The organism is Paenibacillus sp. 2TAF8 (assembly GCF_052114825.1).
Classification (GTDB): domain Bacteria; phylum Bacillota; class Bacilli; order Paenibacillales; family Paenibacillaceae; genus Paenibacillus.
In genome coordinates, this window is record NZ_JBFRFN010000013.1 from 142,183 (window position 1) to 155,656 (window position 13,474).

The following is a 13,474-nucleotide window of genomic DNA, read 5'->3' on the forward strand; positions in this document are numbered from 1 at the left end:
GGTTTGGTGCCCGTATAACAAGCTTTCTCGCAAAAAACCTCCAGCTGCTGCTTACTACAGCGTGGAGGTTTTTAGGGTTATTTTTTTTAAATAGACTAATCTTCCTTCTGAATCTTGGAGGGGTTGTTGATTTTGTAAGGTACCGGATTGCGGGTCAGCTTTTTCTTGATGATCTTGGCTTCAAAAGTAAGCACATCACCGACCTCCAGCTCATGCTTTTTCATCGTTGCACTGTGACTTGACCAGGCTTCACCAACTTCAATCACTTCGGGCTCGGTGATCGTTAACGCTTCATAGATGATGACCTCATCGTCATTGTCTGAGAAATGATTCGGTACAGTCGTAAACTCCTTAACCACTGCGCTCATCTTCACTTTGCCATCCGGCAAGTCGATTTTAACGGCTTTCGCTTTTGGGGCAGCTTTGGTTTTCGGTTTGGCTCCCGAAGACGTTTCGGTACTGGCACCTGTCTGAGGGCCAGTGTATTCCTCCACCAATCCGTCAGGATCACCTTTGAGACCAGAGAATGGATCTGGTTCATCCATGTCATCCTCTGAATCATACAGCTGGGCAGGAGAGTCGTCCTTAACTGGTGGATCAGCAAGATCAGGAGCTTGTGCATCCGTAGATCTACTGCTTGCAGAGGCTGACGGTTCATCAACAGCAGATGTCCCAGTACTTTGCCCTGAGGCATCCTGTTCCGTGCTTGCTTCTGCTCCAGCTCCGCTTAAACCTCTAGTACTATAACCAGAAGCCTGCATCTCTTTCAGATAGGAAGGATGAATGCAGTGTTTTTTTCCGTTATCCAGCTCAATTACAGCCGTCATGTGATCTACAAAGCCTAGAATCGTGCAGGGCAGGTTCAGTCCGTTTCCTTTATAATAGAACGTTTTGAGTTTGGTCGCTTTGGCCGAAATGAGGCCCCATTCCTGACACTTGGCAATTAACTCGTCTTCGTTGTCCAGTGCATAATAATCCGGTGGTTCAATCGTAAAAGCGTATGTCATATTGAATTTCCGCCTTTCAGCTTCTCTTATGTTCATCGTTTCCAAATTACCATCAGTGTATCACAATTACGTACCCGAAAGATGCAGATTCTGAAAGCTTGGGTGTAGGGCTGTGCTATAATTTGAACAAAATATATAGGTGGGAACTCTATTATCACAATGTCTGTATTTATCTCTAATTAACTTATATAGCTCAAATACATGTTAGCGAAAGGATGATTATAGTGGAGAAAAAAGTTAACCATCAAGCACTTTGGCTCGGCGTGGGTGTGGCACTTGGTGCAAGCTTTGGTACAGCTACCGGGCAGTTCGGACTGGGCATTGCTTTTGGTGCTGCTCTTGGTGTTGTAATCGGTTCGGTGGTCAGTAAACGTACAGGTGCTGATTCCCATGACATGTTAAGCGAGCATGTGCTGGAATTGCATAAACTGGAGGATTGGCAAGAGGTGCTTCAACATTCACAGGAGCATCCGGTGCTGCTGCTGAAGCACAGCACAACTTGTCCCGTCAGTGCAAGAGCATATAGAGAGTTTATGGCTTTTGTAGGCACGAATGCATCCGATCCGAAACAGACAATGGAATATCGTATAGTGAAAGTCATCGAGAACCGTCCGTTATCCCGTCACATTGCGGAAGAAACCGAGGTTCACCATGAATCGCCGCAGGTGCTGCTATTCGACCAGGGACAGGTGATCAAACACACTTCACATGGACACATCACCAAAAAACGACTGACGCAGTGGGCGCAGAATCCTTTTGGGTAGGGAGATGAGGGAATGTCCCTTTGGAAAAAGCAATTGATAATATATCTGGAATGTATAGGGTTTTTGGTTATTGGCTTCATTGTTACAGAAAACGTTTTGAGATACATTTATGAAAATTTCGGTATTCCTTTTATGGGTAACGTATGGGTTAACTGGTTTGGAGTCTCCTATATTTTGTTTTTCCTTTATACACTGTTTTGTGCGCTATGTATAAAAGAGAATGCTAATTTCTTCAGGAAGCGTTTCAAATCATTCATTTTCTGGGTGTTGCTAATGGGCTCTTTTTATGTTGTTTTTATTCCATTTGTTAAAGGAGAAAATCCATTCTGATGAAATTCAAGGAGGTTTTACGAATAGAAAAGCGCTCACTATTATCCTGATTGTTGTTGGTATCTTAGTCTTGTTGTATTTTGGCGATAGCTATCTTTATGATCAGTTTGAAATGAAGTAGTAGATTGATATACATCTACGATAGACCTGTTCTTTCAGCTAACCGCTGAGAAGAACGGGTCTTTTTTACGCTTTTTTTACAGCCATAGCAGCATTTCTTTACCCCCTTTTTACAGCGATTCATATTACGATTTTACCTGTAGCAAGGGAGAAGAACGGTAGAGAGGGATGAAGGGCGCATGGTAAATGATGCAACGATGATTGGACTGATTGCACTGTTGTTTGCGGTGTTTTGGGGATTTGTGAAGTTTTGCGAGAAAGCCTGAGGGGAAGGAAAGGTGGGTTCTAAAGGATGATCTTCATCGGCATTATTGTTCTGGCTCTGATGCTCTACCTCGGGTATGTACTCGTGAAGCCTGAGAAATTTTGACACAGTTATTCAGATTTTTGACCTGTTGCTCTGATCGTGGTCGGAAGCGAGTAACAAAAAGCAAAGACACGTTTACGTTCAGTTGATTAGGGAGGATATGCAGATATGGGTATCGGTGTAGTACAAGTGGCGGTTACGCTACTAATCATTATGTTGCTGGTGAAGCCGACGGGCAGTTATTTGGTCAAGGTGTTTAACAGGCAGCGAACGGGACTCGATCGCGTGTTTGGTGGGCCGGAGCGGTTATTGTATCGGCTGATGGGCGTACGGGAAGATGAAACAATGGGGTGGAAAAAATATCTCGCCGCCATACTCATCTCCAATGCAGTTATGCTGATCCTGATGTTTCTGGTGTTAAGGATGCAAAAGTTCCTGCCACTCAATCCGGACGGGATCGATAATATGCCGGCAGCGCAGGCCTTTAACACAGCCGCATCGTTTATGACCAATACCAACTGGCAGTCCTATACGGGCGAGAACGCTCTGTCGTATCTGTCACAATTACTGGCAGTGACATTTCCCATGTTCACCTCGGCCGCAACAGGATTCGCGGTGGCGATTGCCTTTATTCGCGGTTTAGTCGGACGAATGGATGATCTGGGCAACTTTTATGTCGACCTGGTTCGGTCAATTACTCGTATTTTTTTACCGCTCAGCTTCATTGTGGCCTTGTTCCTTGTATTTCAAGGGGTGCCGCAGACGCTGGCCGGTGCGGTGAACGCAACCACATTGGAAGGTGCACAGCAGACCATTACGCGCGGGTTGGTGGCTTCGCTGGAGTCGATTAAACATATTGGGACCAACGGCGGGGGCTGGTTCGGTACCAATGCTGCTCATCCATTCGAGAATCCGACGGCGCTGAGCAATCTGGTGCATATCGTTTGTATGCTGCTGCTGCCTACGGCGCTCGTCTATGCATTTGGTTTGATGGTGAATAACCGGAAACAAGGATGGGCGCTGTTTGCCGCCATGGGTTTTCTGTTTGTGGTGATGCTAACAACGGTGTTTGTATCCGAGTACCGCGGGGTGCCTGAACTGGATGCGAATGGACTACAAACCAATATGGAAGGTAAAGAGGTCAGGTTCGGTATTTCCGAATCAGCGCTGTTCACTGCGGTGACTACAGCGGCAACGACGGGGGCGGTGAACAACATGCATGAGTCACTTACTCCGCTTGGGGGACTCATTTCTCTTGCTCAGATGATGCTAAACAACGTGTTTGGCGGCAAGGGTGTAGGTTTGTTGAATGGCCTGCTCTATGTCATTATCGCTGTATTTATCTGCGGATTGATGGTCGGTCGGACACCGGAGTTTCTGGGCAAAAAGATTGAAGGCAAAGAGATCAAGTTGGCCTGTATCGCACTGCTGATTCATCCGTTGATTATTCTTACGCCAACCGCGCTTGCTTTGATGTGGCCTGAGGCTGTGGCCTCCATCACCAACAGCGGCACACATGGACTGACTGAGGTTCTGTACGCCTTTGCCTCCGGTGCTGCCAATAACGGATCGGCCTTTGCTGGACTGAATGCCAACACGGACTTTTACAACATCGCGATTGGCATTGTGATGTTGCTCGGAAGATATATCTCGATGATTGCCATGCTGGCGATAGCAGGTTCACTTGCCGTGAAACGCGTTGTCCCTGTTACCACTGGCACACTACGGACACATACACCGCTATTTGCTGGCATTCTGGTCATGATGATTGTGGTCGTAGGTGCGCTGACGTTCTTCCCTGCGCTGGCTCTTGGTCCTATTGCAGAGCATTTGGCGATGGTGCGATGAGTGGTGCGTAAGCGATACGAAATGAGATGGTGATGTGTGAAGAAATGGCAGGCGAATAAGCTAGCGGAGAAACAGCGACACACCTAACAAATATGGAAGCAAGGCAAAGGGTTGAAGTAAGCACGTACAGTATGGAGGTGGCATTCACAATGAAAGCAGTGGAACCAAACAAAGAACAAATTCATCAACGTATCAACCACGTTCAGCATCATCCCGGGTCGAAACGATCTTTAAATAAACCAATGCTGCTCCAGGCCACGCGAGATGCATTCAAAAAGCTGAATCCGATGGTCATGATTAAAAATCCAGTCATGTTTATCGTGGAAGTCGGCACATTCATTACGTTGCTATTATGTATTGATCCCAATCTATTTACCGCTTCGGATGCAGGGCGAGGATACAATGTGGCTGTATTTTTGATTCTGCTCTTTACGTTGCTATTTGCCAATTTTGCCGAGGCGCTGGCTGAAGGGCGGGGCAAAGCACAGGCGGACACCCTGCGTAAGACCAAATCGGATACGATGGCTAATCTGGTGCAGAAGGACGGAACATTAAAATTAGTGGCTTCGACTGAGTTGAAAAAAGGGGACCTCGTCCGTGTGGAAGCCGGGCAGCTCATTCCAACGGACGGTGAGATTATCGAAGGTTTGGCCTCTATTGATGAATCGGCCATTACAGGGGAATCCGCCCCGGTGATCAAGGAAGCGGGCGGCGATTTCTCTTCGGTCACCGGAGGCACACGGGTGACCTCCGATTACATCATCATGCGGGTGCAGACCGATCCCGGCGAATCGTTTCTGGATCGAATGATCTCTCTCGTGGAAGGCGCACAGCGTCAGAAAACACCAAACGAGATTGCGCTAACTACCCTGCTTGCCGTGTTAACGCTGATTTTCCTAATCGTCATTTTGACGATGGTCCCTATGGCAAATTATCTCGGCATCCGGCTCGATCTGGCTACCTTGATTGCTCTGCTTGTCTGCCTGATTCCAACCACGATCGGCGGCCTGCTGTCCGCCATCGGGATTGCTGGCATGGATCGGGTGACACAGTTTAATGTGCTTGCCATGTCTGGGAAAGCGGTGGAAGCGGCTGGCGATATCGATACGTTGATTCTGGACAAAACAGGCACGATCACATACGGCAACCGGATGGCTTCTGAATTTATTCCGGTTCAGGGCGTGACTGTACCTGAGATGACACGGGCGGCACTTCAAGCTTCAGTGCGAGATGAAACACCAGAAGGTCGTTCTGTCGTCGAACTTGCAAATAAGCAGGGGCATAGCTGGGAGGAGGGCAATTACAGAAATGCCGATAGTATTGAGTTTACTGCGGAAACACGCATGTCTGGCCTGAATCTGAGTGATGGAACAAAAATCCGCAAAGGCGCGGTAGATGCAATCAAGCGGTATGTGACCTCCGAAGGTGGACGTGTACCGGGTGATCTGGACGAAATCGCGACACGGATTGCAAAGGCCGGGGGGACACCGCTGGCGGTAGCGATCCATAACCGAATCTATGGCGTGATTTATTTGAAAGACACCGTGAAGCCCGGTCTCAAGGAGAAATTTGCCGAGATGCGTGCCATGGGCATCAAGACAATAATGTGCACCGGCGACAACCCATTGACGGCAGCAACGATCGCAATGGAGGCGGGTGTGGATGATTTTATAGCGGAAGCGAAGCCTGAGGACAAGATTGCGGCGATCAAAAAAGAACAGCAGGAGGGCAAACTTGTCGCCATGACAGGCGACGGGACCAATGATGCTCCTGCTCTGGCACAGGCCGATGTGGGCCTGGCGATGAACTCGGGGACCATGGCAGCCAAAGAAGCGGCTAATATGATTGACCTAGACTCTGACCCGACCAAGCTGTTGTCGGTAGTCTCCATAGGCAAGCAGCTGCTGATTACGCGTGGCGCGCTGACCACCTTTTCCATATCCAACGATATCGCCAAGTATTTTGCTATCATTCCAGCGATGTTCATTCTCGCCATGCCACAGCTTCAGGCACTGAACATTATGAATCTCTCTTCACCGCAATCTGCGATTCTGTCCGCACTGATCTTTAATGCGATTATTATTCCGTTGCTCATTCCGATTGCGATGAAAGGCGTGAAATACCGTCCGATGTCTGCCGAACGGCTGCTGAGCCGCAATGTGTTCATCTATGGTGTTGGCGGTGTGATTGTACCGTTTATCGGCATCAAGCTGATTGACCTGGTTTTGTCAGGCTTGATGTGAATGTCATTGTAGCTGTGATGTACAAGTGATGTCATTCATGGTGAAGATAACGGGGTTTCCCCTTTTTGATGAATACATTAAATCCGTTCAGGAAGTGATTTGTATGAATATGTTTATACGCGCGTTGCGGTTGTCTATTGTGCTCATGCTAGTCTGTGGTCTGCTCTATCCGCTCGTCACAACGGGGGTTGCTCAGCTGCTGTTTCCTTCACAGGCAAACGGCAGTCTCATCACTCAAGGTGGGAAAATCATCGGTTCATCTCTGCTGGCGCAGGAAGTGAAGTCACCGGGATTGTTCCAGCCTCGGGCATCCAATGCGAATTTTGATCCAACCGCTTCCGCAGGGTCCAATCGAGCGGTGGCCTCACCGGAGTATATCGCAGAGATGAACCAAAAGCTGGCTACACTCCGCCAAGAAAATCCTGCGCTGCCGCATCAGATTCCTCCCGATCTGGTTACCGGTTCCGGTTCAGGACTTGACCCGGACCTGTCTCCTGAAGCGGCTGAGGCCCAGATTCCGCGGATTAGTCAAACGACAGGACTCAGTAAGCAGAAGTTGGCCCAGCTCATTCAGAATCATACACAGGGTCGCCAGCTAGGTATATTTGGTGAGCCGCGTGTCAATGTGATGGAGCTAAATCTGGCACTTACTGCAGCACAGAAGAAGTAGAAGTGGAATTCATCACAGGAAGGGGAGGAGGGGAGCGATAGCATGGAAGACAGCTTCAAACGGAAATCGCCGGAAGAGATGCTGCGCATGATTTCGAAGCTGCAAGAGGGTACGTTTAAAATCTACATTGGCCCGGTCAGTGGCTCAGGTAAAACGTATCATATGCTCAGAGACGGTAACTATTTGCGCGAGCAGAGCGTAGATGTCGTCATTTGTGCAGTCTCCACGATGAGAAGGCCGGAAACGGTAGAACAGCTCGGCGAGCTTGAGCGTGTGCCAAGCATCCATTGGATTCGGAGCAGTGACGGAGCGGAGATGAAGGACTTGAATCTGGATGCATTGCTAGTTCGCAATCCCGAGGTTGTGCTGGTCGATGGATTGGCACATCGAAACCGGACGGGGGCGAGACATGCGACCAGACTAGAGGATATCCGTTTTCTATTGCGCCATAACATCAGTGTCATAACTACCGTGAACGTATATGAACTGGAGGGGTATACCGAACTCGCCAGACAGCTCACGGGAATTAAGGTTGCACATACCTTGCCGGCGGACACACTGGAACTGGCGGATGAAGTAAAGCTGATCGACGTTACGCCAGAAACCATTTTGAGTCGTCTTGCGGAAGGTCATCTGCAAGGTCACGGGAGTGCAGACGTTTTCCGCCATGGTAATCTCGGGATTTTACGTGAGCTGGCACTGAAACTTGTTGCAGAAGGGGTTAACGAGTCTTTACGCGAGCATCGCGAGGAAATGGGTCTTCCGCCTGCAACAGGCATCATGGAACGCATTCTAGTCTCCGCGCAGTACCACTGGAACGGTTCGATCTACATTCAGCGTGGACAGCAGATTGCCCGGCGATTGAACGGGAACTTGCATGTTGTTGTCTTCCGTCCAATGAAACAGAAACTAACGAGGGAAGCGACGGTATTTCGCCGCAACATGATGAAACTGGTGGAGAAAATCGGCGGACACATGGAGGAACTTCCGGTCATACATCACCGCTACATCCCGGCCACGTTGGCGCAGTATGCGATCAAACAGCAGATTACCCGGATTGTTATGGGGCATTCGCGGCGTACACGCTGGCAGGAGTTATGGCAGGGCTCCCTTATTAATTCGCTACTTCGCAAACTGCAAGGGGTGGATTTACTACTGGTTGCGGATCGGTCAGCGCAAGAGGGCGAACGGGTTGTGCCGGCAAAAGTAAGTGACACGGAGCAGAAAACCTATCGCAGACTCAGTGAGCAGGAGATGGAGGAACAGATTGGACTGATTCGGCGTGGTACGTTCAAAATCTATATTGGGGCTGCTCCGGGGGTGGGCAAAACTTATATGATGCTGCGGGAAGGCAATGATCTGTTGCGCAAAGGCATCGATGTGCAAATTGGGTTGCTGGAAACCCATGGTCGAGCAGACACGGTGGAACAAATCGGCTCGTTGTCTATCATCCCGCGAGCACAGAGTGTATATCAAGGCACATGCTTAGAGGAAATGGATACGGAAGCGATATTACAATTGCATCCCGAAGTGGTGCTTGTGGATGAGCTTGCGCATACCAATGTGCCTGGGAATGCTCGGCAAAAGCGTTATGATGATGTGCTGCGACTGCTAGACGCAGGCATATCCGTCATTACAACCGTGAACGTACAGCATCTTGAAAGCTTGAATGATGCCGTTGAGCATATTACGGGCGTGCGGGTGAGAGAGACGATACCTGATCGGATCATTCAATTGGCGGACGAGGTGCAGCTGATTGATGTCGCTCCCGAGGCCTTGCGGCAGCGCATGCGAGAGGGTAAAATCTATGCAACTGCCAAGGTGGAGCAGGCGCTTGCGAATTTTTTTAAAATAGGTAATCTGATCGCTCTGCGTGAGCTGGCTCTACGCGAACTTGCGGACGATGTGGATGAGCGGCTGGAATCGCAGCGAGCGGCGCGTACACTACGGGGCCCATGGCGCCGTGAAGAGTCGGTTTTTGTGTGTGTCAGCAGTGACCGTCACGCCGAGCGGTTAATTCGTAGAGGTTTTCGCATGGCTTATCGGCTGAAGGCATCCTGGCATGTCCATCATGTACACATCGGCACAGGCATGGTAATGACTCCTGAAGTGAAGGAGCACCTGGCAGGATTGGAGCAACTCACTGTGCGGCTGGGGGGCCATTTTCATATCCATCAAAGTGCAAAGTTGCGGGAGGTACCAGATATTTTGGCTGCAAAGGCTACGGAAGCGAAGGCGACACAACTGGTGGTGGGGCAGGCGAAACGGGTATGGTGGCTGAATGGTCATCGTGGCTCGGGATCGGTGGTGAACCAGCTTGTTCGTCTGTCGAGACATCGTGATGTATTAATCGTAGCGGATGATGATTATTAATAAAGCGGGTGGAATGGAATTTGTCTGAACATAAGGAAGAGGGCGAAGATCAGGAAAGCTTACAGGGAATCTCTCGTTGGAAAAGGGTTCCCGCCTATATATGGGTAACACTTGCCATCATCCTGTTAACCGTACTGCTTCATATCATCGGGATGAGTGATGATCTGGTCAACGTTGCTTTGGTGTACCTGTTTCCTATACTGATCAGTGCTGTATATTGGGGAATGGGGCCAGCAATATATGCAGCGACCCTCAGTGTTGTCATGTTTGATTTCTTTTTTGTTCCACCTTATCTCAGTTTTACGGTAGAGGATTTGAGATATTTTATTTCGTTTGCAGTGTATTTGGCTGTCGCCATCATGACGGCAAGTCTCGCCGGACGTTTACGGCAACAGCTGGATCGGGTTAAATCTCGTGAAGCCACAACCAATGCCCTGTATGATCTTAGTCGACAGATCACTGCCATTACCGATCTGGATAACTTATTGGATAACATGACGAGCCAAATATCCCTTATGCTCGGAAGTCCAGCTGCCATATATCTGCCGGATCAGCAGGGTGAACTGAAGCTTGGGGTAAAACAGAAATCTGTGTCTGAGTTCGGGACAGATAAGAGTGCCTGGGGGAGCCGTTCTTCGGAGCTGGCTATCGCCGATTGGGTCTATAAACAGGGACAGATCGCAGGCAAAGGTACACCAAAGCTTGGTGAGTCGACGGGACTGTATGTTCCGCTGCGAACGGAGAATCACATTCACGGTGTACTTGCCGTACACATGACAACTAATGAGCCGGAGAAGCAGCAGGAACAGCGCCAGCTACTGGAAGCCTGTGGCAGTCTTGCGGCAGGTGCGATCGCCCGGGTAAAGCTGGCTGAGGAAGCGCGCCTCGCTCAAGTTACCGCTGAATCAGAGCGCATCCGAACTGCGCTACTGGATTCGGTATCGCATGAGCTGCGCACGCCGTTAACCGCCATTATCGGTTCAGCTACAGGGCTGATGGAGAACGATACTCTTTTTACACCCGAGGACCGCAGAGAATTGACAGGCAACATCCGTGACGGAGCACTGCGCATGAACCGTCTTGTGACCAACTTGCTTGGTATGGTGCGGCTGGAGAGCGGTATGCTGCAACTAAATCGCAAATGGTGTGACGTAGGGGATATGATTAGCGTTGTTTTGGCAAAAGTCAGAGAATTCAGCCCTCACCGTGAAGTTACGGTGCAACTGCCGGAAGACCCCGTCTTTTTTGACGGAGATGAGGTGTTGCTCGAGCAGGTGCTCGTGAACATCGTCAGCAATGCAATCAAGTATTCATCTAACGAGAGCATGGTGGTCATACGGGTTGAGAACGATGCGAGTCAGAGCTGTGTGACCTTCATCGTAGATGATAAGGGTGTTGGGATTGAAGAACCGGAGCGTACTCGCGTGTTTGATAAATTTTATCGCTCACCCTCCACGCAGCATATTACGGGAACTGGATTGGGGCTTGCCATCTGCAAAGGCATTGTGGAAGTTCACGGAGGTACAATCCAAGCTGAGGGGAATCCAGATGGAGGAACAAGAATACGAATAGAGTTGCCTGTGGGAGAGGATGAAAGGCCATTTTCCTATACAGCACTAGGAGAGGGTGGAGATTAGATGAATGCTGGATTAGGAGCACGTATTCTGGTCATTGATGATGAACCGCAGATTCGTAAACTGCTTAAAGTGACTCTTCAGGCCCACCAATATGATCATTATGAGTGTGCTGATGGAGAAGAGGGAATTATTCAGGCAAGTATGGTGCATCCCGATTTGATCGTTCTCGATCTCGGTTTGCCAGGCATGTCTGGCATGGATGTGCTTCACCGGATAAGGGAATGGTCGCAGGTGCCAATTATTGTGCTGACGGCGAAGGATCAGGAAGTAGACAAAATTGCTGCATTGGATGGAGGCGCAGACGATTATGTAACCAAGCCATTTGGCATGGGTGAACTGGTTGCCCGGATTCGGGTGGCGCTGCGGCATGTGGCCAAAACAACAGATGAACCCATTTTACGATTTGGTTCCTTAGTGATTGATTTGGCTTTAAGACAGGTTGAGCTGGACGGAGAGCAGGTCAAGTTAACGCCAACCGAATATGAGATGCTGAAGGTGCTTGCCTCCAATGCAGGCAAAATCATTACCCAGCGCCAGCTTTTGCAGCAAGTATGGGGGGCGCATCATCATGAGTCGGACAGCCACTATTTGCGGGTGTATGTGGGTCATTTGCGTAAAAAATTGAAGGAAGATCCCACCCGGCCATCCTATATTCAGACGGAACCGGGGATTGGATATCGTTTTCTACTGCCTGCGGAATAATCTGAAAATAAGTGATAAAAGTGAAAAAGAAGCACCGTCCCCTTCGATTTCGAAAGGCACGGTGCTCTTTTTGTATATCTTAGTTATGCATTCTGGTTACATATCTTGGTTTGTATGTCTTGATGTTTATATTATGAGAATTTTGGTAGCCAATCGCCGTGGGCTTCAATCAAGTCATCGCACATCGCCACGATGTCATCCATGGACAGTTCAGCAGCCGTATGCGGATCGAGCATCGCTGCGTGATAGATATGCTCTTTTTTGCCCGTCATAGCGGCTTCAATGGTGAGCAATTGAGTGTTGATATTAGTACGGTTCAGCGCTGCCAGTTGTGGCGGCAGGTCACCAATATACGTCGGGCTGATTCCGGAGCCATCGACCAGACAAGGGACCTCGACACAAGCTTCGCGTGGCAAGTTGGTAATGAACCCGTTGTTCATGACATTGCCGCCAATTTTATACGGACGATCTGTCTCCATCGCTTCCATAATGTGCGAAGCATATTCATGGCTACGGGTATGCTGAATATTTTCACTCGCGAACAGCTTCTCTCGCATTTCCTTCCATTCAGCAATCTGATTCACACAGCGGCGTGGATATTCATCGAGTGGAATGTTGTAACGATCGATCAATTCCGGGTAGTTGCGTTTGATAAAATACGGATGATATTCTGCACTATGCTCGGAGGACTCTGTGACATAATAACCGAAGCGATGCATGAGTTCATAACGTACCATATCATCATGAGTCTCTTGCTGTTTCTGTCTCGCAAGACGTTTGATCTCTGGATACAGATCGACGCCATCTTTTGTTACTTCCAAGAGCCATGCCATGTGGTTAATACCGGCGATTTTCGCAACGACACCAGTCTGGTCAATCCCCAGTGCATCGAACAGATGAGGCACGCAGACCTGTACGCTATGACACAGACCAATCGTTTTAATTCCGCCATGCACATTCATGACGTTGGTGAGTACAGCCATCGGGTTCGTGTAGTTCAGAAACCAGGCATCCGGGCATACCTCTTGCATATCCTTGGCGAAGTCCAGCATCACCGGAATGGTACGCAGGTTACGAAAGATTCCGCCAATACCGAGCGTATCGGCAATTGTCTGACGCAGGCCGTATTTCTTCGGAATTTCAAAATCGGTAATCGTACACGGATCATATCCGCCCACCTGGATAGCATTGATTACATATTTAGCTCCGCGCAGCGCTTCCTTACGATCATGGTATGTTTTTACGGAACAGCGGCTTCCCAGTGATTGAGCCAGACTTTTTAACAAACGCTCCGAATCACTTAGACGTTCAGCATCAATATCAAACAAGGCCAGTTCAAAGTCCTGCAAGGCCTCCGTCATCATCACATCACCCAATACATTTTTTACAAAAACGGTGCTGCCTGCACCGAGAAACGTAATTTTGTTCATCTCAAGTTCATCCTTCCCGAAAAAAATGTTGTACCCCAACTAT

At 49.1% G+C, this 13,474-nt stretch carries 10 protein-coding genes; 8 read left to right on the forward strand and 2 right to left on the reverse strand.

The genetic code is table 11. The features are described 5' to 3' along the window. Nucleotides 1-95 precede the first annotated feature (95 nt). Nucleotides 96-1,007: a hypothetical protein gene (locus AB4Z30_RS19605; protein ID WP_441929168.1), complete on the reverse strand. Its 912-nt coding sequence runs from the start codon at nt 1,005-1,007 to the stop codon at nt 96-98. A 224-nt stretch (nt 1,008-1,231) separates the two neighbouring features. Here AB4Z30_RS19605 and ytxJ point away from each other — a divergent pair, with 224 nt between their 5' ends. The 8 genes from ytxJ (at nt 1,232) to AB4Z30_RS19645 (ending at nt 12,001) form a co-directional block, all read left to right on the forward strand. Then, a complete protein-coding gene (gene ytxJ, locus AB4Z30_RS19610; protein ID WP_441929169.1) occupies nt 1,232-1,771 on the forward strand; it encodes a bacillithiol system redox-active protein YtxJ in 540 nt (179 codons plus the stop codon). A gap of 742 nt (nt 1,772-2,513) precedes the next feature. Next, nucleotides 2,514-2,591, forward strand: a complete 78-nt coding sequence (locus tag AB4Z30_RS19615; protein ID WP_441929209.1) for a potassium-transporting ATPase subunit F — start codon at nt 2,514-2,516, stop codon at nt 2,589-2,591. Nucleotides 2,592-2,696: 105 nt separating this feature from the next. Next, a complete protein-coding gene (kdpA, locus tag AB4Z30_RS19620; protein ID WP_441929170.1) occupies nt 2,697-4,376 on the forward strand; it encodes a potassium-transporting ATPase subunit KdpA in 1,680 nt (559 codons plus the stop codon). Between the two features lie 149 nt (nt 4,377-4,525). Beyond that, the gene (kdpB, locus tag AB4Z30_RS19625) at nt 4,526-6,619 is read left to right on the forward strand and encodes a potassium-transporting ATPase subunit KdpB (protein WP_441929171.1); all 2,094 of its coding nucleotides are present in this window, start codon (nt 4,526-4,528) and stop codon (nt 6,617-6,619) included. 103 nt (nt 6,620-6,722) lie between these two features. Beyond that, complete coding sequence (gene kdpC / locus AB4Z30_RS19630; protein ID WP_441929172.1) at nt 6,723-7,289, forward strand: potassium-transporting ATPase subunit KdpC; 567 nt, start codon at nt 6,723-6,725, stop codon at nt 7,287-7,289. A 42-nt stretch (nt 7,290-7,331) separates the two neighbouring features. Further along, on the forward strand, nt 7,332-9,662 hold the full coding sequence (locus AB4Z30_RS19635) for a histidine kinase (protein WP_441929173.1): 2,331 nt from the start codon (nt 7,332-7,334) through the stop codon (nt 9,660-9,662). Nucleotides 9,663-9,682: 20 nt separating this feature from the next. Next, complete coding sequence (locus AB4Z30_RS19640) at nt 9,683-11,299, forward strand: DUF4118 domain-containing protein (protein WP_441929174.1); 1,617 nt, start codon at nt 9,683-9,685, stop codon at nt 11,297-11,299. Next, nucleotides 11,300-12,001: a response regulator gene (locus tag AB4Z30_RS19645; protein WP_441929175.1), complete on the forward strand. Its 702-nt coding sequence runs from the start codon at nt 11,300-11,302 to the stop codon at nt 11,999-12,001. Nucleotides 12,002-12,132: 131 nt separating this feature from the next. Here the strand turns inward: AB4Z30_RS19645 and AB4Z30_RS19650 are convergent, their stop codons facing one another. Beyond that, the gene (locus tag AB4Z30_RS19650) at nt 12,133-13,431 is read right to left on the reverse strand and encodes an alpha-glucosidase/alpha-galactosidase (RefSeq protein WP_441929176.1); all 1,299 of its coding nucleotides are present in this window, start codon (nt 13,429-13,431) and stop codon (nt 12,133-12,135) included. Between the last annotated feature and the right edge of the window lie 43 nt (nt 13,432-13,474).

Bases quoted from the DNA above. Each gene is read 5' to 3' on its own strand.
- AB4Z30_RS19605 (WP_441929168.1), bottom strand. From the start codon at position 1,007: ATGACATACGCTTTTACGATTGAACCACCGGATTATTATGCACTGGAC.
- AB4Z30_RS19615 (WP_441929209.1), top strand. From the start codon at position 2,514: ATGATCTTCATCGGCATTATTGTTCTGGCTCTGATGCTCTACCTCGGG.
- kdpC (WP_441929172.1), top strand. From the start codon at position 6,723: ATGAATATGTTTATACGCGCGTTGCGGTTGTCTATTGTGCTCATGCTA.
- AB4Z30_RS19645 (WP_441929175.1), top strand. From the start codon at position 11,300: ATGAATGCTGGATTAGGAGCACGTATTCTGGTCATTGATGATGAACCG.
- AB4Z30_RS19650 (WP_441929176.1), bottom strand. From the start codon at position 13,431: ATGAACAAAATTACGTTTCTCGGTGCAGGCAGCACCGTTTTTGTAAAA.
- AB4Z30_RS19635 (WP_441929173.1), top strand. From the start codon at position 7,332: ATGGAAGACAGCTTCAAACGGAAATCGCCGGAAGAGATGCTGCGCATG.
- kdpA (WP_441929170.1), top strand. From the start codon at position 2,697: ATGGGTATCGGTGTAGTACAAGTGGCGGTTACGCTACTAATCATTATG.
- kdpB (WP_441929171.1), top strand. From the start codon at position 4,526: ATGAAAGCAGTGGAACCAAACAAAGAACAAATTCATCAACGTATCAAC.